Below are 24013 nucleotides of genomic sequence, written 5' to 3'. Positions count from 1 at the left end.
TTTCTCACATGTGCCTATCTGCGATAGGCAAGTTCGAAATGACTCAATCTAAAAAAAGCATTTCGTTATGAACGAAGTGATTAAGAAATCTCAATTCATTAAAAATTCATTAAAAAACCTTTAAATAGATGGTTGGAGGTATAGGCAAACCCTTTCTAAAACACCAGAGGTTCCTTTTTGGCAAAATCATCGGCCCCAATAGCCTCGCCATTTATTAAATTGGTATCCCAATCCTGAATGATTTTCCATTCGCCATTTATCTTTTTAAGTACAATATGAAATTGCCCATAATTATAGGAAGTGTTCTCCTCTATATCCGTTGCCGCAATACGATAAAAGCCCACTTCATAAGAAGTAGTTTTGTTCGTATGCCTACTATCGAACCAAAAATCCAAAGCAATGGTGATACCATCCGCTTTGTTGATGACAAAGCGTTTTAAGTTTTCTGCTTTAAAGGAACCGTCCGTATCAATTCCATTGGGTGTTACACGCAACACCTCAGTCGCATAGGTTGCATTGAGTGCATCCCCGTTCAAGGTTTCAAAAGCTTTTTGAAAAGGTTTCCAAACGGTTTGGTCAATCTCTTTTTGAAACTGTACAGCATCGTCTTGGGCATATATTCCTACAATGCAAAACAACATCAGTATACTAATCTTAGTTCTCATAATCTTTTATTTAAATTTTACCCTAAACCAACGTCCAAGGCCATCATTACTATAAAACCTCCTATAAAGCCCATAACAGCTACATCTGAGTGTTTATCCTGTTGCGTTTCGGGTATTACTTCTTCTACTACCACAAAAATCATGGCTCCTGCAGCAAATGACAAAGCATAAGGCAATATAGGCTGAAATGTTATTACTGCCCAAGCTCCTACTACCGCGGCAATAGGTTCTACCAAAGCGGAAGCCTGGCCATACATAAAGCTTCTTCCTCTGGAAAGTCCCTGTCTTCTCAAGGGCATGGCCACGGCAAAACCCTCTGGGAAATTCTGTAGTCCTATTCCCAAGGCCAAGGCTACGGCACCCCCGATCGTTGCACCTTCAAAACCTGCGGCTACACCACCAAAAAGTACTCCTACCGCCAAACCCTCGGGAATATTGTGTAGTGTAATGGCCAAAGTCAATAAGGTGGTCTTATGCCAAGGTGTTTTTACGCCTTCCGCTTCGCTTTCCTTAAAATTTATGTGTAAGTGCGGCAGTATCTTGTCCAGACCAAAAAGGAAAAATGCACCCAACAAAAACCCTACCGCAGCAGGGATTACTTTTACAAAGCCTTCTCCGGGACTCAATTCTATGCCCGGTGCCAAAAGGCTCCAAAAACTGGCCGCCACCATAACACCGCCCGTAAAACCCAACATACCATCCATCACGGCGCGATTCGGATTTTTGAACAAAAAAACCAGTCCAGCACCCAAAGCAGTAAGCCCCCAAGTGAATAATGTAGCGTAAAATGCCGCTAAAATGGGGTTGATAGATTCAAAATAGTCGATTACTTGTTCCATATCTTTAATAGTATTGTATCCTCATTTTCTTCATTCTTACTCTGAAACTTCCAAGTATAAGTTACTTGCTATTTGATGGGATATGCGTAAAATTTCATCTTTGGTCTTCAATTGAACGGATCCATCGAACTCTTCACGGTCTATGAGCATAAAATCATCTCCCAATGCGATCTTATTCTTGTCCAAAAATTTCAAAAATGCCACTGAAGAATCTTTTACCCCCACGCAGATACCACTGGTGCCTACGGGCAATTCACTGACCAACTTTTTGACGGATTTTGTGAACTTTCCTTCCTTGGAGGGTATGGGATCACCATGTGGATCCACTTTTGGACTACCCAAATAAGCATCCAGTTTATCTATCAGTTGCTCACTTTTAATATGCTCCAATTGTTCTGCCACATCATGTACCTCATCCCATGCAAAATCTAGCTTATCCACTAAAAATACTTCCCAGAGCCGATGTTTTCGAACAATGGAAAGCGCTGTTAAAATACCCGATTCGGTAAGTTGAACCCCTTTATACTTTTTATAATGTACTAGGTTTTTATCGGATAATTTTTTGATCATATCCGTTACGGAAGAAGGTTTCGTATTCATTTGTTCCGCAATGGCATTGGTAGAAATAGGATTCCCCTCCCCTTTTCCCAAGTGGTAGATAGCCTTGATATAATCCTCTTCGGATAGCGTCATTACAAATTTTTCAATAAGGCTAAATTACATTTTTATATCTAAAAACAAATTTTTAGTTTTGTCTAAATTTATATTTTGATGAATTCAAAATTATTTTTAGTGATTTCTAGTTTATGTATGCTTCTCTTCCTTAGCTGGGGAGTTTCCGCACAGTCTTCCATTATAGGTTCAGTAAACGATGAAGCTAATCCCGTTCCTTTCGCTAACATCTATTTAAAAGAAACGGAAAAAGGCACTTCGTCAGACGGGAACGGAAACTATGAGCTAACAGGGCTTCAAGAAGGGAAATATACCCTGATTGTATCTGCCATTGGCTATGCGCCCTATCAAAAGGTCATAACGCTTACCAAGAAAAACATAATCCTAGATGTCATTCTACGACCATCAACCGAGTCTTTGGAAGAAACCGTGGTCACCGGAACCCTAAAAGCCGTGAAGCGTTCCGATAGCCCGGTTCCAGTAGAAGTATATAGCCCTACTTTTTTAAAGAAAAATCCAACGGCCAGTATTTTTGAAGCATTGCAAAATGTTAATGGCGTGCGCCCACAGATCAATTGCAACGTCTGCAATACGGGCGATATTCACATCAACGGGCTGGAAGGGCCTTATACGTTGGTCTTGATCGATGGGATGCCCATTGTAAGCGGTCTAGGAACGGTTTATGGGCTCTCCGGGATTCCGAATTCCCTTATTGAACAGATTGAGATCGTAAAAGGTCCGGCGTCTAGTTTGTATGGAAGTGAAGCCGTGGGCGGACTAATCAACGTCATTACCAAAAATGCTTTGGAAGCTCCTGATTTCTTTGCCGATGCTTTTGCGACGGGATGGGGAGAATACAATTTAGATGTAGGGGCCAAAATTGACGTAAGTAAAAAAACCGATTTACTATTGGGCGTCAACTATTTTAACTATGATGAGCTCATAGATAATAACGGGGATAATTTCACGGACCTGACCCTTCAGGACAGAATCTCTATCTTTCAAAAATGGAACTTCAAACGAAATAAATCCCGTATTTTCTCACTGGCAGGTCGGTTTTTCTATGAAGACCGATGGGGAGGCGAATTGCAATGGACGCCAGAATCCAGGGGCGGTGATGAAATCTATGGTGAAAGTATTTATACTCGCCGGTGGGAAGTTTTGGGAAAATACCAGCTTCCCATAGATGAAAAACTAATGCTTTCCTTTTCCTATAATGACCATGCCCAAAATTCCGTTTACGGAGATGTCCCCTATTTAGCGGACCAACGCATTGGTTTTACCCAATTAACATGGGACAAAAACTTAGGGAAACATGATCTGCTCGTCGGTTCCGCATTGCGTTATAACTATTATGATGATAATACCACGGCAACGGTGAATGCCGATGAAGTGGTCATTCCTAGTCTTTTTGTACAAGATGAAATAGCATTGGCCGAAAAACATTCCTTATTGCTGGGGGCTCGTTATGATTACGACCAAAGGCACGGTAACATTTTTACGCCACGAACCGCTTACCGTTGGAAGGTGACAGATAACGATATCATTCGCTTTAATGCCGGGACGGGGTTTCGGGTGGTCAATCTTTTTACCGAGGAACATGCAGCACTTACGGGAGCTCGCGATGTTATCGTTACCGAGGAACTGGAGCCGGAGCAATCCTTTAATTTCAACCTCAACTATCTTAAAAAAATATATGGGGATAACGGTACTTTTGTAAGCTTGGACGCTTCAATATTCTATACCAATTTCAGCAATGCCATACTCCCGGATTATGATACCGATCCCAACCAGATCATCTATGACAATCTTAACGGAAAATCGGTTTCACAAGGGGTGAGTGCCAATATAGATGTTGTTCTTCCCAGTGGATTTAAATTTTTGGTCGGAGCTACCTTTCAAGATGTTGCGCAAACCGAAGACGGCATAAAATCCCGTCAAATATTGACCGAAAGTTATACGGGAACATGGAACGTAGGTTATACGTTTCGGGAAATACAATTAAGTATTGATTATACCGGAAATCTATACGGCCCCATGCGATTGCCTACCCTTGGCGAAAACGACCCCAGAAGCGATTTCTCTCCCGTTTGGAGCATACAGAACATTCAGTTTACCTATAAAAAATTGAGCAATTTTGAATTCTACGGAGGTATTAAAAACCTATTGAACTGGACACCCAACCGAAACAACCCTTTTATCATTGCCCGTGCCAATGACCCGTTTGACCGTAACGTACAGTTTGATGGTAATGGGGACGTCATAGCCACAGCGGACAATCCCAATGCGCTTACTTTTGATCCCTCCTACGTTTATGGACCCAACCAGGGAATCCGTGGTTTTTTTGGGTTGCGGTATCGATTGGATTAGCATTTGAAATACTATTCAAACCAATAAGATGCTAGCCAAAATATCCTTTTAGTATCTTCGACTTGATTTAAACCTTCTTGACTCGTCAAATTCAGTTTATGCCCGAATACGACTATATCATTATTGGAGCCGGTGCAGCTGGACTCATGCTGGCCGATGCTATGGGTAAGGATGCCTATTTTTCCGATAAATCTATTTTGCTTTTAGACAAGGACGACAAAAAAACAAACGACCGTACCTGGTGTTTTTGGGAAAAAGGAGAAGGAGAATTTGATGCCATCGTTCACAAAAAATGGAACTATATTTTTTTTGGTGGACAAGAATTTTCGAATTTATTTAAAATAGCGCCTTATACTTATAAAGTGATTAAGGGCATTGATTTTTATGAGGATTATCTGAATCGTATCAAAAACTACCCTAACATTCATTTTAAACAGGAAACCGTTTCTTCCGTTGTAGATTCAACCAATTTTGTTACGGTAACCACCACTATCGAGACCTATAGAGGTAAAAAGGTTATGAACAGTATTTTTGATTATAAGATGGCTACTTATCAAACCAAATATCCTGTTTTACAGCAACACTTTATAGGATGGTTCATTAAAACGGAAAAGCCTGTTTTTAAGGAAGACCAAGCCACTTTCATGGATTTTTCCGTTCCCCAAGAGGGGAATACACGTTTTATGTATGTACTCCCTTTTTCCGATACGGAAGCCTTATTGGAATATACCTTGTTTTCCGAACACCTTTTACCAAAAGAAGAATATGAAACCGCTATCAAGGATTATGTTTTGGAAGAATTTGGAACTGTCAATTATACGATAACGGATCAGGAACAAGGCAGCATTCCCATGACCTGCTATGACTTTAAGGAACATCACTCTAAAAACATAAGATATATAGGAATGGCGGGCGGTTGGGCAAAACCTAGTACAGGATACACCTTTATGAGCACCGCCAGAAAAATCCCAAAATTAATAGCCCATTTAAAATCAGGCAGCCCTTTGAACAAGTTGAGCTTTAAAACCAAATTTTGGTTCTATGACCTAATCTTGTTGGATATTCTTAAAAGAGATAACAGTTTGGGTCAGGAAATATTTGAATCGCTCTTTAGAAATAGAAAACCTCAAAAGATTTTTAAATTTTTGGATGAAAAAACAAGTATTTTAGAGGATATCGAGATGATGGCCGCCCCTAGCCCTTGGCCATTTACAAGGGCATTGCTCTCAAGAATATTCAATAGATAAAGTGGGTCGTGGTTATAAATCCAGATCGCAGGCAAAGTTCTCTGGTTGCCAAATGATTTTTTGATTTTTTATATCTACTTCGTTAGCCCCAATTTTCCGGCCATCTTCTTCTATTGCATTTCCCTCACAGTCAAGAACGAAAATAACTTTATTTACTAAGGGGTTACAATCTCCCAGAACAAATACTGGCCTTTTATTTAATTTTCCTTGAACAATGTAACAATACATCATATCGTCCGTAGGGTTGGCTTCTCTCTCCTCTATAATATCCTTAAGCCAAATTAAATCTTGCGTAGCATCATCAAATTCACACTTTGGTAAATCATATTTATTGCAAGAACCAGCAAATAAGAGTAACAGCATAACCAACTTTCTCATAAAGCGTTCCGTTTTATAGATAGATGTCCAATTATTGAAAAGGTTGCTAGCCTTTACACCTTACGCCGCATTAACTGCTCTCCAAATTGTCTCAAAATAGCTTTTTTATCCTCGGAGACTTCCAAATGTTTCAATATTTCAAAGGCTTTTTGGGTATAGCTTTCAATGGCTTGCCTTGTAACGTTGGCAGCACCGCTGTCCAAGAATATTTCCTTTACACGCTCCACTTTGCTTGAAAAATCCGTTGGTTGTATGGAAAATAAATCCATCAACTCTTTTTGTTGCGTTTTTGTTCCCAGTTCAAATGCCTTTAAATATAAATAAGTCTTCTTATTTTCAATAATATCCCCTCCTACTTGCTTTCCAAATGTTTTTGGGTCACCAAAGGCATCTAAATAATCATCCTGCAATTGAAAGGCCAAGCCCAGATTCAATCCAAAATCGTAAATATGATTCTGACAATCCTTGGAAGCTTCGGCAATTATTCCTCCCATTTTTAAGGCAGCGGCCACCAAGACTGCAGTTTTATACTCGATCATTTTCAAGTACTCCGGTATGGTCACATCGTCCCGGGTCTCAAAATCTACATCGTACTGTTGTCCTTCACAAACCTCTATGGCCGTTTTGCTGAACAATTTGGCCAAGTTGCGAAACGTTTCGCCTTTATAATTCTCAAACAATTGGTAAGCATTGATGAGCATGGCATCACCGGAAAGAATTCCCGTATTCACATCCCACTTTTCATGTACCGTAGCTTTACCTCTTCGCAATGGAGCATCGTCCATAATATCGTCGTGTACCAAAGAAAAATTGTGGAACACCTCAATAGCTAGGGCTGCATCCATAGCTTTTAGATAATCCGTTCCGAAAATTTCGGCGGACATCAATGTCAATACAGGCCGTAATCGCTTTCCATCCAAGCCTAAAATGTAGGTTATCGGCTCGTAAAGGTTCTTGGGTTCTTTTGTAGCTGTACGGGTTTCCAAGTAATCTATAAATGCAGAGCGATAATTTTCGATGGAGTGCATAGGACAATTTTTTTCAAAAATACATCCATTGTTACAAATAGCTTTGATAACCGTCAGATGTATGACAAAAAATCTTTCTTGAAAATGCAATAGATCTTAAATCCGTCGTCTTTATCAATAGACGACCTAAAGAAAAACGGCAACGTGGTTTCCGAAAAACAAGAAAACAACAACCTAAACGAGTTCTTTAAAAACGAATATGCTTCGCTTAAAGGATACGTGCGTTCCAAAATCTCGCATACATCGGAAAGTGATGCGGAAGATATCATACAGGATGTGGCGCTCCGGATATTTTCGAGACCAACGGATGCACTGCCTATACGTAATATTGGAGGTTTTGTCTATAACGCCATCAAAAATAAAATCATTGATGTAATGCGTACCAAGAAAGAAAGCGTACACGATGAAAAAACCTTGGAACAGGCCTGGACCGAATTTACAGGAATGTTCTACGAGGGCGAAGCGGAAAATTATTCGAAGGAACTACAAGAACAGTTGAAAATGGCTATTGGAAAACTAAAACCAGTTTATCACGATATCATTATAGCAGTTGATTTTGAAGGGTATACCTACAGGGAAATTTCCCAGGAAACCGGAATTGCGCAAGGAACCTTAATGTCCAGGAGGCATAGAGCAATAGCATTATTATTAAAATATTTAGAAACAGATAAAAATTAAAAGTTATGGAACATAAAGCACAAATTAAAAAAGAGGTGGAGGACAATGTTAAACACTATGTCACCAAAGGATTCAAAATTTTCTTTTTCATTATTCTTGGACTGGCCATTGCCTTTTTGGTAGGATATATTGTAATGCGCCTGTGGAACTGGTTAATGCCAGAGCTATTTGGATTGCCTATGGTGGGTTATTGGCAAGCTGTGGGCGTTCTTATTTTGGCCAAGATTCTATTTGGGTTTGGCGGTGGCGACGGCCCGGGCAAGAACAGTAAATCGAAAAGGAGAAACCGTGCCCATAAATGCAGTACGTTGCGAAAGGACTTTTCCGAATGGAAATATTATGACGAATTCTGGGAAGCAGAAGGGGAACAGGCCTACAACAATTATATAGCGCGAATTAAAGAAGAAAACAATGGCAGTACCCAAGGACAATAGAAACAGAAAAACGTATGGGTACCAAAACAAAGCCTTTTTCTGGAGTTTGAATCCAAAAACCAATGTTTCCCGTACCAATAAAGAAAAAGAAACTGAGAAAAAAACAATCATACATGGCAAAAAAGCGAGTGTTAAAAAATTGTAAAACTTAGGAAACTTTAAATGTTTTCAAAGTTTCCTATTGTACATTTGCCTCGCTATGAAAGAAAAAATTTTAGAGAAAGCGACGGATCTATTTTTGAACCTAGGTTTTAAAAGTGTCACAATGGACGATCTGGCCAACGAAATGGGTATTTCAAAAAAGACGATTTATACCCATTTTGACAACAAGACAAAACTGATCGAAGCCAGTACAACACATTTGTTACATTGTATTGCCCTTGGCATTGACCATATATGTGCGCTGGAAAAGAATCCGATAGCCGAATTGTACGAGATAAAGAAATTTGTAATGCTCCATTTGAAAGATGAAAAATCTTCGCCCCAATACCAACTTCAAAAATACTACCCGGCGGTGTACGGGGTGATGCGCGATAAGCAATTTGAACTCATGGAAGATTGTGTATTGGACAATATCAAAAGAGGAATGGAACAGGGCATTTACAGAGAAAATTTAAATAAGGATTTTGTAGCACGTATCTATTTTTCCGGTGTTACCAGTATCAAAGATCAAAAATTATTCCCCATCAACAAATTTCCGATCGCTACGCTCATGGATGAATATCTAGAATACCACTTAAGAGGAATTGTAACCCCAAAAGGAAGAAAAATATTAAATGCAATCATCAACTCTAACCAAGAATAAAAATGCGTAATTACTTATATATTCTTATCCTCCTGTTCTCCTTTGGGCATACTGAAGCACAGGAAAAAGAACAAGAAAAAACCACCTACAGTTTTACTTTACAAGAAGCCATTGATTTTGCGCTGGAAAATAATTACAGTGCCATAAATGCGGACCGTGATATTATGGATGCGCAAAAACAAAAATGGGAGACTATAGCTTCTGGATTGCCACAAATAAGTGGGGCCGTTGGTTATCAAAACCAATTGATACAACCTGTGACCCAAATACCGGCAGAATTTTTTGGTGGGGAACCCGGCACTTTCCAAGAAGTGGTGTTCGGTCAGGCACAGTCTGCAAGGGCAACCGCTACACTTAAACAACAAATTTTCGACGGCTCCTACATTGTGGGCGTGCAGGCCACAAAATCTTTTCTAAGCTACAGTGCCAACAACAAGGAGAAAACAGCGCAGGAAGTTCGGAAGGCCACAGTAGAAGCCTATGGCAATGTGCTGTTGGCACAGGAAAGTGTGGATATCTTTGAAAACAATAAGGCTACGCTCGAAAAAAACCTGTTCGAGACCACCAAAATATTTGAAAACGGACTGGGTGACGAGGAAAGTGTAGAACAGTTACAGATTACCTTATCATCCGTTGAGAATCAATTAAAAAATGCCATTCGGTTAAAGGAAATTACGCTAAAAATGCTGAATTTGGTAATGGGAATCGATTTGGATGCGCCCACTAAGTTGGAAGAAACGCTGGACGATTTGACCCAAAAACAAATTGATTTCGGCCTACTCGAAAATCAATTGAGCATTGAAAACAACGTAGATTATAAGCTGGCCCTTAACCTTAACGAACAGCGTTATTTTGAATGGAAGCTGGCAAAAAGTAGGGCCTTGCCAACTTTGAACGCCTTTGTAAACTATGGAGCGAATTCTTTTTCGGATGATTTTACCTTTCTGAGCAGTGACCAAGAATGGTTCGAATCTTCGGTACTTGGTTTCGATTTAAATATCCCAATTTTCAGTTCGCTTAAAAGAAGTGCAAGTACCTCAAGGGCAAAAATCGCTTTGGAAAAAGCAAAAACGCAACTGACCGAAGCCGAGGCACAAATTAGACTACAATTGGAAAATGCCAAAAGCAACTACACCTTGGCCATAGAACAATATCAAACCTCAAAAAATAATCTGAATCTCGCGGAGCGTATCGAAAATAAAAATCAAATCAAATATTTTGAGGGCATCGCCTCAAGTTTTGAGCTTAGACAGGCACAGACACAACTGTATACCGCACAGCAAGAATACTTACAAGCGATGGTATCCGTAATTAATAAGAAAACAGAACTGGAAATTATCCTTAATGAATGATTGGTATCATCTGTTATGACAAATAAACATATAACCCTTTTGTCACATAAACATTTTAATAAACGCATCAACTTACAAACAAATAAACTTTAAAGTAATGAAAAACATAATTTATCTTATAACGGCTTTAGTTCTCATATCCTGTGGAGGGGCGAGCGAAAAATCCGTATCCGACCTTGTCGAAGCAGGAGATTTAGACGGCCTTAGAGCAAAGAAAACGGAACTATCGGAAACCCAAAAAGCAATTGAGGCGCAATTGAAACAGATAGATGATGCGTTGGGATCTGCCAATCGAGAAAGTAATCTTGCTCTTGTCACAACGATAGAAGCAAAAACGGCTCCTTTTCAACACTATTTGGAATTACAGGGCGATGTGAAGACCAAGCAAAACGTTTTGATCTATCCGGAAATGGCAGGAACTTTATATCGTGTATATGTGAAAGAAGGACAAAAAGTTTCCAAAGGACAAGTGTTGGCCTCCATTGATGATGGCGGTATGGGAAGTCAATTAAACCAATTAAAAACACAGGCGCAACTGGCAAAGACAACTTATGAGCGCCAGAAAAGGTTATGGGAGCAAAAAATTGGTTCTGAAATTCAGTATTTACAGGCAAAGACAACTTATGAAGCTGCGGAAAGTGCCGTGAAACAGGTACAAAGCCAATTGGGAAAATCTACCATTAGGGCACCGTTCTCCGGAATTATTGATGACGTCATCAAAGAACAGGGCACGGTAGTGGCTCCTGGACCGGGTTCCGAAGTATTCAGAATTGTCAATTTGAGCGATATGTATATTGAAGTCGATGTTCCAGAAAATTACTTATCCGGTATCTCCGAAGGAAAAGAAGCAAAAGTATATTTTCCTGTATTGGGAGATACGGTCGTAAGCAAAGTTAGACAGACCGGCAACTTCATCAATCCTAGCAACAGGGCGTTTACCGTTGAAATTCCCGTTCCGAACAAAGAAGGCAACATTAAACCGAATTTAACGGCAAAAGTCAACATCAACGATTATTCCAATGAAGAAGCCATTGTGATTCCACAAAGCATTATCTCGGAAAATGCCGAAGGCGAACAATATGTATATGTTGCAGAACTAACGGACGGTGCTGAAGAAGCTACTGTGGCAAAACATATTATCACTACCGGAAAAACGCAGGGCAGTGATGTGGAAATCATTTCCGGCATATCCAATGGTGATCATTTGATCAAGGAAGGGGCAAGAAGTGTCAAGGACGGACAGAAAGTGCAAATTAGTAAGTAGAAGGTAGACGAAATTATATTTTATGAGGGAAATTAAATTCGCCTTAACAGAAGAAAATTACATAAGGATTAAACTGGAAGAATTATCCAAAATGATATTTGGATTTCAGAAATACTTAAAAAATAAAACTAAAGACTAACGACTACCGTCTAAAGACTAAAAAAATGAGTAAACAAAAGAAAAACGCCGACAAAGAGTTTAAACTCTCCTCTTGGGCCATAGATAATCCATCCGTCATTTATGTGATGATCGCTATTTTTCTGTGGATAGGTTTTAAATCGTATCAGGCTATGCCACGTGAGGATTTCCCGGAAATCGTAGAAACTAAAATTTATGTGAGTACTCCATATCCTGGTAATACAGCGGAAGATATTGAGCGATTGATAACCGATCCATTGGAAGACCGACTCAAAAATGTAAGTAACGTGGTAAAAATCACATCCACTTCACAAGAGGATTACTCCATTATCACCGTAGAGTTTGATGAGGATTTGACCGTGGAACAGGCAAAACAAAAGGTTAAGGATGAAGTAGACGGTGAAAAAGCAAGTGAAGACTGGCCTACCTTTAACAATGCAAAGGTAGAACCCAATGTCTTTGATCTAAATTTATCCGAATCCTTTCCTATTATGAACGTCAACTTTACAGGAGATTATCCTGTAGAAAAGTTGAAGGAATTTGCAGAATACCTACAGGATGAAATAGAGGATCTACCGGAAATCAAGGAAGTAAGTATCCGTGGAGCACAGGAAAAAGAGGTAGAAGTTGCAGTAGATGTGTATAAGATGATGGCCGCACAAGTCAGTTTTCAAGATGTCATCGGGGCTATCGCCAACGGTAACATGACCATGTCCGCCGGTAACATAAAAAGCGATGAACAACGTAGAACTATCAGAGTGCTGGGAGAAATAAAAGACCCTAAGCAACTGAACAATTTTGTGGTGAAGTCGGAAAAAGGGGCTATCTATCTTCGAGACATTGCCAAGGTCACCTTTTCAGAAGAGGACAAAACTACCTTTGCCAGAGAATTTGGGGAAAGCGTGGTCATGCTGGATATTAAGAAGCGTTCCGGAAAGAACATGATAGAAGCTTCCAACAAGATTCGTGAAATCGTAAAAAAGGAAAGAGCGGAATATTATCCTTCTGACCTGAATATCTCTATCGCGAACGATTCATCGGGACGGACTTTAAATCAAGTAGATGATTTGGTGAACAACATCATTTTCGGGATTATTTTAGTGGTTACGGTACTCATGTTCTTCCTCGGTTTTAGAAATGCCTTGTTCGTTGGTTTTGCCATCCCAATGTCCATGTTTATGTCTTTTGCCATTTTAAGTACACTTGGTTATACGCTAAATACAATGATTTTATTTGGAATGATCATGGGGCTGGGAATGATGGTGGATAACGGTATTGTAGTAGTCGAAAATGTTTATAGATTAATGGATGAAGGGATGCCCAGAACGGAAGCTGCCAAAAAAGGTATCGGCGAAATCGCTTTCCCAATCATTATTTCCACCTTGACCACCGTCGCCGCATTTGTGCCCTTAGGTTTATGGCCCGGTATCTTTGGTCAGTTTATGATTTACTTCCCGATAACCTTATCCGTGGTATTGGGGTCTTCCTTGTTCGTTGCTATTTTTATGAACTCCATGTTGGTTTCACAGTTTATGGAAATTGGGGAAAAAGAATTGAAGACAAAACAACTAATACGCATCAGTGCTATTTTAGGAGGTTTGGGAATTTTCATATTAGTTTTCGGAGGTGCCATGCGTGGTTTGGGAACGGTTATGATTTTAACCGCTATTATGTTCTGGGTCTATAAATATGTTCTAAAGCGATGGGCGTTAAATTTTCAAAAAAAGACCATGGTGCATTTTGAAAATTGGTACGAGCGGCGCATTCAACATTCCTTACGCGGTAAAAATGTGTATTGGTATTTTGGGATTACCTTCTTTTTATTAATTGCCGTATTTATGGCCTTTGGTGGGTCTATTGGCTCTGGCAGAACTAAAATTGAATTCTTTCCGGACACCATTCCCAATGAAGTTTATGCGTACATTGAATATCCTCAAGGGACTTCTATTGAAAAGACCAACAAAATTACCAAGGATATTGAAAAGCGTATTTACGGTATCGTGAATCAAGACAAATACGAGGGACCTAATGGGGAAAATTATTTAGTAGAGTCAGCTGTTTCACAAGTTGGCGAAGGTGCCGGAAATCCACAAACCGATGGAGGTTCCGCAGCGGAAATGCCACACCGCGGAAAAGTAACGGTTTCTATGCGGGAATTTAAATATAGAAACGGTCTGGATACTGAAGAGCTTCGTAAAGAAATCCAAGAAAGTCTTAAGGATGTCTATCCGGGAGTAGCTATTTCTGTGGAAAAAGATGCTGCGGGACCTCCGGCAGGATATCCTATTAATATAGAATTGGAGGGAAAAGATTATGCGGAACTTATCAATACTGCGGAGGATATCAAAAACTTCATCGATGCCAAAAACATTGCAGGAATCGAGGAGCTCAAAATTGATGTAAACAAAAGCAAGCCCTCCATGCAAGTAACGGTGGATCGCGAAAAAGCAGGACAGTTGGGCGTAGCAGTAGGGCAAGTAGGGCAACAATTGCGTCGTTCTTTATTTGGTGAAAAAGCGGGGGTTTACAAAGTAGATGGTGAAGATTATGACATCAATGTGCGGTTTCAGGAAGACATTCGCTATGATAAGAACGCATTATTCAACCAAAATATAATTTTCAGGGACCCGGCCAACGGGCAGATTAAGGAAATCCCTGTTTCCGCTGTAGCTACGCAGAAAAACTCTTCTGGTTTTAGTGCTATTAAGCATAAGAACAAGAAACGAATCGTTACGGTATATTCAGGACTTAAGCCCGGATTTAGTGATGCGGGAGCCATCGTGGCAGAAATCCAAAAAGAAATGGAGAATTACAAGGGTCTCCCTGAAGATATCAAAATTGATTATACCGGACAGATTGAGGAACAAAATAAACAAATGCAGTTTTTGGTCGGTGCTTTCTTTTCTGGGCTTGGGTTGATTTTATTGATTTTAATATTCCAATTTGGTGGGATTTCAAAACCCATTATCATAATGATTGCTATTTTCCTGAGTTTTATAGGTGTTTTTGGGGGATTGATGCTCACCGGATGGCCTTTTGTCATCATGATGACCATGATGGGTATTATTTCCTTGGCAGGTATCGTCGTAAACAATGGGGTGGTACTGTTAGATTACACACAAATTCTAATAGACCGAAAGAAAGTAGCATTGGGAATGGATGATAAGGACCTGCTTTCCATGGAGCAAGTAACCGAAATTATCACACGCGGTGGAAAGGCAAGATTAAGACCGGTAATCTTAACGGCTATTACTACGGTACTTGGATTGATTCCGTTGGCCATTGGCCTGAATATTGACTTCTTTTCTTTATTCTCGGAGTTTGACCCGAAAATCTATATTGGCGGTGACAATGTTATTTTCTGGGGGCCTTTGGCATGGACCGTAATCTTTGGTTTGATAGTAGCAACCTTTCTAACCTTGATCATCGTACCAGTGTTGTTCAATATTGTTTATAGGATTAAAATAAAAATCAGGGGAGGCGGAAAGAAAAAAGAAACACAGCCAGAAGTATTGGAAAGTGCAGCAGCATAGTCCACTATAATTCCATAAAAAAATGCCCAACCGTTACGGTTGGGCATTTTTATTTCAATTATTTTAAATAGTGATTTAATTTTTTACCAAGCTCTCTTTAGTTTTGGCATCTACCACTGCAGCTATCCTGTTATTATTAAAATCTACTTCTTTAATAGTTTCACCTTCCCAAAACAACCATTTTCCTGTTTTTACACCTTCAACATAATTTCCCATAGCAATTTTTTCTCCTTGGGTATTGTACATGGTCCATTCCCCGGTAAGTTTTTCATTTAAAAAATAACCTTGTTGGGAAACTTCACCGTTGGCATGGAAATATGTTGCTTTCACTTTATCGCCTTCTTTTTCAAATTTTGGTTTCACTGCCTGTGCGCTCATTGCTATGGAAACCAAAAATGCCGCTAAAAATAAAATCTTTTTCATGAGTATATGGAGTTATATTATATCTTCGATTATTTACATTAACGTTACAAATATACATTTATTTCACTTTAAATCAACTTTAAAATAACATTTTGTTTACATTAAATTTACATTGAAAATATAAATAATTGATTATCAGTATTTTAATTTCATATTGGATATTGCTCACAACAGGTATTTTAACACTAAAAACTGACTTTTTATATACATCTTTAATCCCTGAGACTTCTTAAATTTGCCCTTTGGTAAAACATAAACTATGTATAGAAGTCATTCCTGCGGTGAACTCAACGCTTCCCATATAGGCACATCGGCAACCTTATCTGGATGGGTACAAAAAACCCGGGACAAGGGGTTTGTAGTTTGGGTAGATATCCGTGACCGTTACGGAATTACCCAACTGGTATTTGATGAGGATCGGACAGCGACAGAGCTATTGGAAAAAGCCAGAAATCTGGGCAGGGAGTTTGTGATTCAGGCCAAAGGGAAAGTGATTGAAAGGGCTTCGAAAAATAACAATATCCTAACAGGAGATATTGAGGTATTGGTAGATGAACTATCCATTCTAAACAAATCCCGGACACCTCCTTTCACCATAGAAGACGATACCGATGGCGGTGAGGACCTCCGTATGAAATACCGTTATTTGGATATCCGAAGAAAACCGGTTCAAAACAATCTTATATTTAGAAGTAAGGTCGCCATAGAAGTCCGGAAATATTTATCCGATAAAGGTTTTATTGAGGTGGAGACCCCATATCTCATAAAATCCACACCGGAAGGTGCCCGTGATTTTGTGGTCCCTAGCCGTATGAACGAAGGTCAATTTTACGCGTTACCACAATCGCCACAAACTTTTAAGCAATTATTGATGGTCGGTGGCCTGGATAAATATTTTCAGATCGTAAAGTGTTTCCGCGATGAAGATTTACGTGCGGACAGGCAACCCGAGTTCACGCAAATCGACTGTGAAATGGCCTTTGTGGAGCAGGAAGATATTCTAAATGCTTTTGAAGGGCTCACCAAACATTTGCTCAAAGAAATAAAAGGGATTGATGTCGATACTTTTCCAAGAATGACCTTTGATGAGGCCATGGCCAAATATGGAAACGACAAACCGGACATCCGTTTTGGGATGGAATTTGGTGAACTGAACGAAGTTGCCCAACATAAAGATTTCAATGTGTTCAATTCGGCCCAATTGGTGGTCGGTATCGCCGTACCGGGAGGAAATTCATATACTCGAAAAGAAATAGATAAATTGACCGACTGGGTCAAAAGGCCGCAGGTAGGCGCATTGGGTATGGTCTATTGCAGATGCAACGAAGACGGTACTTTTAAATCGTCCGTTGACAAATTCTATGACCAAGAAGATCTGGCCAAATGGGCGGCCGTAACCGGTGCCAAGTCAGGAGATTTGATCTGCGTGCTTTCGGGAGATACCCATAAAGTCAGGACGCAATTAAGTGCTTTACGAATGGAACTGGCAGAACGCTTGGGGCTCAGAAAATCGGATGAATTTGCACCTCTTTGGGTGATTGATTTCCCATTATTGGAGCTTGATGAGGAAACAGGACACTACCATGCCATGCACCACCCGTTCACTTCCCCGAAACCTGGTCAGCTGGAACTATTGGATAGTGACCCTGGAGCGGTTCGTGCCAATGCCTACGATTTGGTTTTAAATGGAAACGAAATCGGAGGAGGCTCTATTCGTATTCATGATAAGGAAACTCAGGCTATCATGTTCAAACATCTCGGTTTCACGCCCGAGGAAGCAAAAGCGCAATTTGGCTTTCTGATGGATGCCTTCCAATATGGAGCACCCCCTCATGGAGGAATCGCTTTTGGGCTGGACAGATTAGTGGCTATTTTGGGCGGACAGGAAACCATACGTGATTTTATTGCCTTCCCAAAAAACAATAGTGGTCGTGACGTTATGATCGATGCTCCCGCAACTATTGATGAGGAGCAACTTAAAGAGTTGAATTTGAAAGTAGATTTGTAGTTTTTCATACTACAAAAGCGTTTTTAGATTTCTCAATCGCTCCGCTTATATCAAAATGACTTTTAGTACATTTTATCATTTCGAACGGATGTGAGAAATCCAGAAATGACAACTCTTTGAACGCTGGCACAAAAGCGAAGGTTTGTAATGTCAATTATAAAAAGTTCCAGCCATTTCGAACCGAATGAAATGGACGTGAGAAATCTAATATGTCGTTTACATGTTGAGATTTATTGCTCGCAAGCTTCATCGAATTGACTGTGTATTCGAGCAGCTATTTCTAATCCAATAATAGGGTAGCACTAGAGATTTATTTTAAACCCTAATAACCCAGCTATATTTCCTCACTTTTTAAATACCTTTAGGGGAACGATTGTATATCACATAATGCCAACCAAAACCCAAGGACTTCTAAAACGCATTTTAAAATGGAGGTATAAAAACATCTCCAACAAAATGTTCATCTATATTTTAAGTGTACTGGTAGGGCTTTTGGCAGGGCTGGCCTCGGTTACTTTAAAAAATATAACCTATTTCATAGAATCCTCCTTGGAAAGCGGGATTATCATTTCTAAAAATCAATTGTATTTTATCCTCCCCATTGTAGGGCTTACGCTTGTTTACCTGTATGTAAAATATATCCATAAAGAAAAACTGAGACATGCTGTTTCCTCCATTCTTTTTTCACTTTCCAAAAACAAGGGAATCATTAAACAAAAACAAATCATCACACAATTGATCACAGCACCGCTGACCGTTGGTTTTGGAGGATCTGTAGGATTGTTAGGGCCGGCAGTGGCGTCTGGAGCTGCCATAAGCTCCAATCTGGGACAACTTTTTCATATTAACGCAAAAACACGTTCGCTCTTGATTGCCTGTGCATCTGCCGGGGCAATAGCATCCATTTTCCAATCACCCATTGCGGCCATTATTTTTGCCGTAGAAGTCTTTAGTATGGATTTGACCATGATTTCCATGTTACCTTTACTTTTGGCCTCTATTTCTGGAGTGCTCACCTCCTATTTCTTTTTGGGAAACGAAGTACTTTTCAAATTCACGATTTCCCAAGAATTTGAAGTTAAGGATACGTTATTCTACATCGCTTTGGGCATGGGAACCGCAGTGGCATCTATATATTTTACCAAAATGTATTTTGGCATCATCAAACTCTTTCGTCCTTTAAAAAGCCCAAAATATAGACTTCTTGTGGGAGGCCTGGCCATTGGGATTATGCTCTACTTCATTCCACCGTTATACGGAGAAGGCTTCGGTTTTATAAATCATTTATTGGATGGCAATCACCTGATGGCGCTCGGCGCTACGCCATTTGATGCTTATTTGGATAACATTTGGGTGGTCATCGCCCTATTGTTCGGTATTACTATTTTTAAGGCAGTCGCCATGACGACCACTTTTGCCGCTGGTGGTGCCGGGGGCATCTTTATTCCTACTATGGTTATGGGCAGTGCACTTGGAAACGTGGTGGCAAAAGTCATCAATAACGTTGGCTTGGGGTTTTCGGTATCGGAAAGTAATTTCACCCTGATCGGTATGGCAGGCCTAATTGCCGGGGTGCTCCATGCGCCGCTGACCGCTATATTCCTTATCGCAGAGATTACAGGTGGCTATGGCCTATTTGTTCCTTTGATGATTACGGCGGCGATATCATACTTGATTACCAAAAACACAATCGATTATACCATCTACACCCGAGAATTGGCCGCACAGGGAGATTTACTCACACATGACAAGGACAAAGCCGTGCTTACCTTGATGCAACTTGAGGATATCATCGAGAAAAACTTTAAATCTGTTACGCCTGAAACCACCTTGGGCGACATGCTCCATGGAGCCGTTGCCAAATCTACCCGAAATATTTTTCCTGTGGTGGATAAATCAAAATCGCTCGTAGGGATAATTCTTCTGGACGATATCCGAGAATTTATGTTCGATACTTCGCTCTATAAAACCACAAAGGTAGAGACCTTTATGAGTCACGCGCCCGAACATATTTTCTACGATCAGGATAGCATGCGTAAAGTGATGCAAAAATTTCAAGATAGCGGTGCGTGGAACTTACCTGTCATCAAGGATGGCAAATATGAAGGTTTTGTATCCAAATCCAAACTCTTGACGGCATACCGCAGAGAACTCATCAATTTTACCAAATAACGATTCCCCCTTTTCATTCTTATTTTTTTAATTTTAGGGTATGAAATATTTCATTACCGGAATTGTATTCATCTCCTTTGGATTGATTATCTACGGATTTAATCTAGAAGAAACCGAAAAGCAATTGGCCAATAAATTTATCGGTTCGGGAACCTTGGGGCTGTTCTTGATTGCAATGCCCTTGTTTCTATACAAAGAAAGTAAAGGCAAAAAAATGAACGATTATATGTTAACGGAGGAAAACGTAAGAAAAATGCAGGGGAAACCTCCTAAAAAAACGGATGATACCGCATCAAAAAAATAATTAAGGTGCTGATTATCATATAATTCCAATAAAAATAGTAAATTAGAGATATTAATTCTTAATTTTTATTTTAATGACCGGCACAGTAAAATTTTTTAATGAATCCAAAGGATATGGATTTATTACGAACGATGACACGGGCAAGGACATTTTTGTTCATGCGACTGCTCTTAACGGAACAGAGATACGCGAAGGAGATAAAGTAGCATACGAAGAAGAAGAAGGAAGAAAAGGCACAGTAGCGGGACAAGTTCAGGTCCTTTGATGTAATACGTATTACTTTTTGAAGATTTTAAACCATCCATATCGGATGGTTTTCTATTTTCTCAGCTTTTCAAAAAAACGATTCAGCAAATCCGAGGCTTCAAGTTCCAGAATACCGCTTATCACTTCAGTTTTTGGATGCAGTTGAGCCCCCATGGCGGCATATCCTCTCTTAGGGTCATTGGCCGCATAAACAATCTTGGAAATTTGACTCCAATACAAAGCTCCGGCACACATTTGGCAAGGCTCCAGCGTAACGTACATGGTACAGTTATGTAGGTATTTGCCCCCTAAAAAATTGGCCGCGGCGGTGATGGCCTGCATTTCACTATGTGCCGTAACATCCGTTAATTGTTCCGTTAGATTATGGGAACGGGCGATTATCCTATCTTTTACAACTATCACGGCTCCGACCGGAATTTCTCCTTTATCAAAGGCGGCTTCTGCTTCTTGCAGGGCTTTTTTCATAAAATATGTATCGTCAAAAGGGAGAACCATCATTCAAAAATACAATAAAGAACTACTTTTGTGCTTTAATTATGACTTTTGGAGAACCTTCTTGATCATATTACAAATCCTAAAGATTTAAAAAAGCTCTCTAAAGAGCAATTGCGCCAACTTGCACAAGAATTACGAAATTTTATCATTGATATCGTTGCCACTAAGGAAGGGCATTTGGGCGCAAGTCTTGGGGTAGTTGAACTGACCATTGCCCTGCATTATGTTTTCAATACGCCCTACGATAAGCTTATCTGGGATGTAGGCCACCAAGCTTATGGACATAAAATCTTGACGGGAAGAAAAGAAATCTTTGATACCAACCGGCAATTGGGCGGTATCAGCGGTTTTCCAAAAATTACGGAAAGTGAGTTTGATGCTTTCGGTACAGGTCATAGCTCTACCGCTATATCCGCTATTTTGGGCATGGCCATCGCCTCACAATTAAAGGGAGAAAAAGAAAGACAGCATATAGCCGTGATCGGAGATGCTTCCATTGCTAGTGGAATGGCTTTTGAAGCGTTGAACCACCTTGGAGTGACCGATTGCAACGTATTGGTCGTATTAAACGACAATGCCATTGGTATTGACCCAAGCGTAGGTGCCCTTAAAAAATATTTGACCAATGTAAAAAAGGGGACAGCAAAAGAGGAAAATATCTTTGAATGCCTGAATCTTAACTATACCGGACCTATTGACGGTCATAATTTGGAATTGGTTCTTTCCGAACTGGAACGATTGAAAAAAATTTCCGGTCCAAAATTGCTTCATATAATTACCACGAAAGGCAAAGGTCTACGACAGGCCGAAGAAAACCAGGTCACTTATCACGCTCCCGGAAAATTTGATAAAACCACGGGGGAACTATTCAAAAAGATAGAAGCCCAGCAACCTCCTAAATTTCAGGATGTATTTGGAAAAACCATTGTAGAACTGGCAAACAAAAATGAAAAAATAGTAGGTATTACCCCTGCAATGCCCAGTGGCAGTTCGTTAAAATTTATGATGGATGAAATTCCGAGCCGTGCTTTTGACGTGGGTATCGCGGAACAACATGCGGTTACTTTGGCCGCAGGAATGGCTACGCAAGGGCTCGTTCCTTTCTGTAATATCTATTCTACGTTTTTACAGCGCGCCTATGATCAGGTAATCCATGATGTTGCACTACAGAACCTACCCGTTATTTTTTGTTTGGACAGGGCTGGATTGGTAGGTCAGGACGGTGCCACACATCACGGGGTTTTTGATATTGCATACCTGCGCTGCATTCCCAACCTCATCCTCTTTTCGCCTTTGAACGAAATTGCATTGCGCAACATCATGTTCACGGCACAATTGGGTCTGCCCCATCCAATTGCCATTCGGTATCCCAGGGGAAGAGGGGTGTTGAAAGACTGGCAACAACCCATGCGAAAAATTGAAATAGGGAAGGCAGCAAAAATAAAATCTGGCAAGGAAATTGCTATTTTGAGCACTGGACCTATTGGGAACATGGCAATTGAAATTACCAATGAACTCAAAGAAATTGATATTGCCCATTATGATTTTCCATTCATCAAACCTTTGGATTCCAAAATGTTAAAACAAATTCTCAAAAATCATTCTCACATTATAACCATGGAAGATGGTGTCATAAATGGTGGTTTTGGAAGTGCGATTCTAGAATTTGCAAATGCTATCCATTTTCAAAAAAATATTAAGATATTTGGCGTCCCGGATGGTTTTATAGAGCATGGGGCCATCTCAGAACTCTATAAAATCGTCGGACTGGACAAGAAATCCATTAAAAATTATATTAAAGAGATTTCATGAGCAAACAGCATACATTCAGAAAAGCGCTGTCTCTATTAATTTTTGCTTTTACCGTAAACTTAGGATTTGGTCAGGACAGTATCCCGTCTCCCACGGCACCTGATTCCGTATTGTTGGATTCTGTTGTAATCGACACCATTGTCATACGGAAGACCCAGGAAAAAGTGAACAACATTCGTAGAGGTGTGAACCTCACCAATCCGGTGATATCATTCAAAAGAACGAAACCCTTAAGGGATAAATACAATAGGTTCAGGGTTCCCTCTTTCTGGACCAAGGAAAACGGCTTTGGTTTTAATCTGAGCGAAGTCGCTTTCGTAAATTGGAATGCCGGTGGGAACAATGCCGTAAGTGCACTGGGATTTTTAAAATTTGTGCGCAACTATAAGTTCCGTTATTTTAAATGGGACAATAATCTAGATTTAAGGTACGGGCTTAATGCCCAAGAGGGAAGAAGACTGCGCAAGACCGAGGATGTTATTCGCTTAAATTCTAACGTAGGCTATAGGAGGGATACCATAAGTAACTGGTATTATTCCGTTCAATTGAACTTTAATACCCAATTTTCCAACGGTTTTAAATATCCGGATAGGGAAACCCCTATTTCCCGTTTTATGGCCCCTGGCTATTTGTTTCTTGGTGCCGGTACCTCTTATATTAGTAAGGACCAGAAATTTAACCTCTACATTTCTCCGCTGACCCAAAAATCTACTTTTGTATTGGATCAAGAACTTGCGGACAAAGGTGCTTTTGGAGTGGACAAAGCAATTTTGGACGATGATGGCAATGTCATCACGCCCGGTAAAAATCATTTGTTGGAACTTGGTTTTCTCATTACCCATAATTGGGAGGTGAACATCGCTAAAAATATCGATTTAAAAAGCAGGATAAATCTTTACACGGATTATTTGAACAGCTTTGGAAACGTGGACCTGGACTGGGAAATGAATATTAAGCTAAGGGTGAATAAGTATATTCTCACCACGCTCGGCACCCATGTTATTTATGACGACGATATCCTTTTTGACGAAGTAAGGACCGATGGTGTTGTCACGGACCCCGGTCAACAAAGAATACAATTTAAACAAGTGTTAGGTGTTGGCATTTCCTATGATTTCTAAAAATCTTT

Annotated in this window: 22 protein-coding genes; 15 read left to right on the top strand and 7 right to left on the bottom strand. The window is 40.0% G+C overall.

What is annotated here, in order from left to right:
• Nucleotides 1-155: 155 nt before the first annotated feature.
• Genes ACKWBX_RS01515 through ACKWBX_RS01505 form a run of 3 tightly spaced genes read right to left on the bottom strand, consistent with a single transcriptional unit; the run spans nucleotide 156 to nucleotide 2197 of the window.
• Nucleotides 156-665, bottom strand: coding sequence for a Cif family virulence factor (locus ACKWBX_RS01515; protein WP_413966874.1), 510 nt, complete (start codon nucleotides 663-665; stop codon nucleotides 156-158).
• Between the two features lie 17 nt (nucleotides 666-682).
• Entirely contained in the window at nucleotides 683-1504 is an 822-nt protein-coding gene (locus ACKWBX_RS01510; protein WP_413966873.1) for a ZIP family metal transporter, read from the bottom strand.
• Nucleotides 1505-1540: 36 nt separating this feature from the next.
• On the bottom strand, nucleotides 1541-2197 hold the full coding sequence (locus ACKWBX_RS01505; RefSeq protein ID WP_413966872.1) for a metal-dependent transcriptional regulator: 657 nt from the start codon (nucleotides 2195-2197) through the stop codon (nucleotides 1541-1543).
• Nucleotides 2198-2275: 78 nt separating this feature from the next.
• Between ACKWBX_RS01505 and ACKWBX_RS01500 the strand changes: the two genes are divergently transcribed.
• Nucleotides 2276-4546, top strand: a complete 2271-nt coding sequence (locus tag ACKWBX_RS01500; RefSeq protein ID WP_413966871.1) for a TonB-dependent receptor — start codon at nucleotides 2276-2278, stop codon at nucleotides 4544-4546.
• A 98-nt stretch (nucleotides 4547-4644) separates the two neighbouring features.
• The gene (locus tag ACKWBX_RS01495; protein WP_413966870.1) at nucleotides 4645-5793 is read left to right on the top strand and encodes a lycopene cyclase family protein; all 1149 of its coding nucleotides are present in this window, start codon (nucleotides 4645-4647) and stop codon (nucleotides 5791-5793) included.
• 12 nt (nucleotides 5794-5805) lie between these two features.
• Here the strand turns inward: ACKWBX_RS01495 and ACKWBX_RS01490 are convergent, their stop codons facing one another.
• Both ACKWBX_RS01490 and ACKWBX_RS01485 read right to left on the bottom strand, forming a co-directional pair.
• Entirely contained in the window at nucleotides 5806-6171 is a 366-nt protein-coding gene (locus tag ACKWBX_RS01490; RefSeq protein ID WP_413966869.1) for a hypothetical protein, read from the bottom strand.
• 53 nt (nucleotides 6172-6224) lie between these two features.
• Nucleotides 6225-7199 carry a polyprenyl synthetase family protein gene (locus ACKWBX_RS01485; RefSeq protein ID WP_413966868.1) on the bottom strand — a complete coding sequence of 325 codons (975 nt, stop codon included), beginning with the start codon at nucleotides 7197-7199 and terminating at the stop codon, nucleotides 6225-6227.
• A 144-nt stretch (nucleotides 7200-7343) separates the two neighbouring features.
• Here ACKWBX_RS01485 and ACKWBX_RS01480 point away from each other — a divergent pair, with 144 nt between their 5' ends.
• From ACKWBX_RS01480 to ACKWBX_RS01450, 7 genes are all read left to right on the top strand, one after another.
• Complete coding sequence (locus ACKWBX_RS01480; RefSeq protein ID WP_413966867.1) at nucleotides 7344-7877, top strand: RNA polymerase sigma factor; 534 nt, start codon at nucleotides 7344-7346, stop codon at nucleotides 7875-7877.
• A 5-nt stretch (nucleotides 7878-7882) separates the two neighbouring features.
• The gene (locus tag ACKWBX_RS01475) at nucleotides 7883-8311 is read left to right on the top strand and encodes a hypothetical protein (protein ID WP_413966866.1); all 429 of its coding nucleotides are present in this window, start codon (nucleotides 7883-7885) and stop codon (nucleotides 8309-8311) included.
• Nucleotides 8289-8456: a hypothetical protein gene (locus tag ACKWBX_RS01470; protein ID WP_413966865.1), complete on the top strand. Its 168-nt coding sequence runs from the start codon at nucleotides 8289-8291 to the stop codon at nucleotides 8454-8456. Before ACKWBX_RS01475 ends, ACKWBX_RS01470 begins: the two co-directional genes overlap by 23 nt.
• A gap of 54 nt (nucleotides 8457-8510) precedes the next feature.
• On the top strand, nucleotides 8511-9116 hold the full coding sequence (locus ACKWBX_RS01465; RefSeq protein WP_413966864.1) for a TetR/AcrR family transcriptional regulator: 606 nt from the start codon (nucleotides 8511-8513) through the stop codon (nucleotides 9114-9116).
• A 2-nt stretch (nucleotides 9117-9118) separates the two neighbouring features.
• The gene (locus ACKWBX_RS01460; RefSeq protein WP_413966863.1) at nucleotides 9119-10468 is read left to right on the top strand and encodes a TolC family protein; all 1350 of its coding nucleotides are present in this window, start codon (nucleotides 9119-9121) and stop codon (nucleotides 10466-10468) included.
• Between the two features lie 97 nt (nucleotides 10469-10565).
• Nucleotides 10566-11732, top strand: a complete 1167-nt coding sequence (locus ACKWBX_RS01455) for an efflux RND transporter periplasmic adaptor subunit (protein WP_413966862.1) — start codon at nucleotides 10566-10568, stop codon at nucleotides 11730-11732.
• 164 nt (nucleotides 11733-11896) lie between these two features.
• Nucleotides 11897-15403, top strand: a complete 3507-nt coding sequence (locus ACKWBX_RS01450; protein WP_413966861.1) for an efflux RND transporter permease subunit — start codon at nucleotides 11897-11899, stop codon at nucleotides 15401-15403.
• A 75-nt stretch (nucleotides 15404-15478) separates the two neighbouring features.
• Here ACKWBX_RS01450 and ACKWBX_RS01445 read toward each other — a convergent pair whose 3' ends face one another.
• Nucleotides 15479-15826 (bottom strand): toxin-antitoxin system YwqK family antitoxin, encoded by a 348-nt coding sequence (locus tag ACKWBX_RS01445; RefSeq protein ID WP_413966860.1) that lies wholly within the window; start codon nucleotides 15824-15826, stop codon nucleotides 15479-15481.
• Between the two features lie 259 nt (nucleotides 15827-16085).
• Between ACKWBX_RS01445 and aspS the strand changes: the two genes are divergently transcribed.
• From aspS to ACKWBX_RS01425, 4 genes are all read left to right on the top strand, one after another.
• Nucleotides 16086-17834 carry an aspartate--tRNA ligase gene (gene aspS, locus ACKWBX_RS01440; RefSeq protein ID WP_413966859.1) on the top strand — a complete coding sequence of 583 codons (1749 nt, stop codon included), beginning with the start codon at nucleotides 16086-16088 and terminating at the stop codon, nucleotides 17832-17834.
• A 456-nt stretch (nucleotides 17835-18290) separates the two neighbouring features.
• Entirely contained in the window at nucleotides 18291-20006 is a 1716-nt protein-coding gene (locus ACKWBX_RS01435; protein ID WP_413966858.1) for a chloride channel protein, read from the top strand.
• 40 nt (nucleotides 20007-20046) lie between these two features.
• Nucleotides 20047-20310 carry a hypothetical protein gene (locus tag ACKWBX_RS01430; protein WP_413966857.1) on the top strand — a complete coding sequence of 88 codons (264 nt, stop codon included), beginning with the start codon at nucleotides 20047-20049 and terminating at the stop codon, nucleotides 20308-20310.
• A gap of 73 nt (nucleotides 20311-20383) precedes the next feature.
• Entirely contained in the window at nucleotides 20384-20575 is a 192-nt protein-coding gene (locus tag ACKWBX_RS01425; RefSeq protein ID WP_413966856.1) for a cold-shock protein, read from the top strand.
• 53 nt (nucleotides 20576-20628) lie between these two features.
• Here ACKWBX_RS01425 and ACKWBX_RS01420 read toward each other — a convergent pair whose 3' ends face one another.
• Complete coding sequence (locus ACKWBX_RS01420; protein WP_413967973.1) at nucleotides 20629-21072, bottom strand: nucleoside deaminase; 444 nt, start codon at nucleotides 21070-21072, stop codon at nucleotides 20629-20631.
• A 48-nt stretch (nucleotides 21073-21120) separates the two neighbouring features.
• Here ACKWBX_RS01420 and ACKWBX_RS01415 point away from each other — a divergent pair, with 48 nt between their 5' ends.
• Entirely contained in the window at nucleotides 21121-22884 is a 1764-nt protein-coding gene (locus tag ACKWBX_RS01415) for a 1-deoxy-D-xylulose-5-phosphate synthase (protein ID WP_413966855.1), read from the top strand.
• Nucleotides 22881-24005 carry a DUF3078 domain-containing protein gene (locus ACKWBX_RS01410; protein ID WP_413966854.1) on the top strand — a complete coding sequence of 375 codons (1125 nt, stop codon included), beginning with the start codon at nucleotides 22881-22883 and terminating at the stop codon, nucleotides 24003-24005. The genes ACKWBX_RS01415 and ACKWBX_RS01410 overlap by 4 nt, the downstream gene beginning before the upstream one ends.
• The last annotated feature ends 8 nt before the right edge of the window (nucleotides 24006-24013 follow it).

The organism is Maribacter algae (assembly GCF_047345745.1).
GTDB lineage: Bacteria > Bacteroidota > Bacteroidia > Flavobacteriales > Flavobacteriaceae > Maribacter.
This window is presented reverse-complemented; position numbering and strand designations above follow the sequence as displayed.

Excerpts from the sequence above, each read along its gene's own strand:
- ACKWBX_RS01515 (WP_413966874.1), bottom strand. The coding sequence starts at position 665 with ATGAGAACTAAGATTAGTATACTGATGTTGTTTTGCATTGTAGGAATA.
- ACKWBX_RS01510 (WP_413966873.1), bottom strand. The coding sequence starts at position 1,504 with ATGGAACAAGTAATCGACTATTTTGAATCTATCAACCCCATTTTAGCG.
- ACKWBX_RS01505 (WP_413966872.1), bottom strand. The coding sequence starts at position 2,197 with ATGACGCTATCCGAAGAGGATTATATCAAGGCTATCTACCACTTGGGA.
- ACKWBX_RS01500 (WP_413966871.1), top strand. The coding sequence starts at position 2,276 with ATGAATTCAAAATTATTTTTAGTGATTTCTAGTTTATGTATGCTTCTC.
- ACKWBX_RS01495 (WP_413966870.1), top strand. The coding sequence starts at position 4,645 with ATGCCCGAATACGACTATATCATTATTGGAGCCGGTGCAGCTGGACTC.
- ACKWBX_RS01490 (WP_413966869.1), bottom strand. The coding sequence starts at position 6,171 with ATGAGAAAGTTGGTTATGCTGTTACTCTTATTTGCTGGTTCTTGCAAT.
- ACKWBX_RS01485 (WP_413966868.1), bottom strand. The coding sequence starts at position 7,199 with ATGCACTCCATCGAAAATTATCGCTCTGCATTTATAGATTACTTGGAA.
- ACKWBX_RS01475 (WP_413966866.1), top strand. The coding sequence starts at position 7,883 with ATGGAACATAAAGCACAAATTAAAAAAGAGGTGGAGGACAATGTTAAA.
- ACKWBX_RS01470 (WP_413966865.1), top strand. The coding sequence starts at position 8,289 with ATGGCAGTACCCAAGGACAATAGAAACAGAAAAACGTATGGGTACCAA.
- ACKWBX_RS01465 (WP_413966864.1), top strand. The coding sequence starts at position 8,511 with ATGAAAGAAAAAATTTTAGAGAAAGCGACGGATCTATTTTTGAACCTA.
- ACKWBX_RS01460 (WP_413966863.1), top strand. The coding sequence starts at position 9,119 with ATGCGTAATTACTTATATATTCTTATCCTCCTGTTCTCCTTTGGGCAT.
- ACKWBX_RS01455 (WP_413966862.1), top strand. The coding sequence starts at position 10,566 with ATGAAAAACATAATTTATCTTATAACGGCTTTAGTTCTCATATCCTGT.
- ACKWBX_RS01450 (WP_413966861.1), top strand. The coding sequence starts at position 11,897 with ATGAGTAAACAAAAGAAAAACGCCGACAAAGAGTTTAAACTCTCCTCT.
- ACKWBX_RS01445 (WP_413966860.1), bottom strand. The coding sequence starts at position 15,826 with ATGAAAAAGATTTTATTTTTAGCGGCATTTTTGGTTTCCATAGCAATG.
- aspS (WP_413966859.1), top strand. The coding sequence starts at position 16,086 with ATGTATAGAAGTCATTCCTGCGGTGAACTCAACGCTTCCCATATAGGC.
- ACKWBX_RS01435 (WP_413966858.1), top strand. The coding sequence starts at position 18,291 with ATGTTCATCTATATTTTAAGTGTACTGGTAGGGCTTTTGGCAGGGCTG.
- ACKWBX_RS01430 (WP_413966857.1), top strand. The coding sequence starts at position 20,047 with ATGAAATATTTCATTACCGGAATTGTATTCATCTCCTTTGGATTGATT.
- ACKWBX_RS01425 (WP_413966856.1), top strand. The coding sequence starts at position 20,384 with ATGACCGGCACAGTAAAATTTTTTAATGAATCCAAAGGATATGGATTT.
- ACKWBX_RS01420 (WP_413967973.1), bottom strand. The coding sequence starts at position 21,072 with ATGGTTCTCCCTTTTGACGATACATATTTTATGAAAAAAGCCCTGCAA.
- ACKWBX_RS01410 (WP_413966854.1), top strand. The coding sequence starts at position 22,881 with ATGAGCAAACAGCATACATTCAGAAAAGCGCTGTCTCTATTAATTTTT.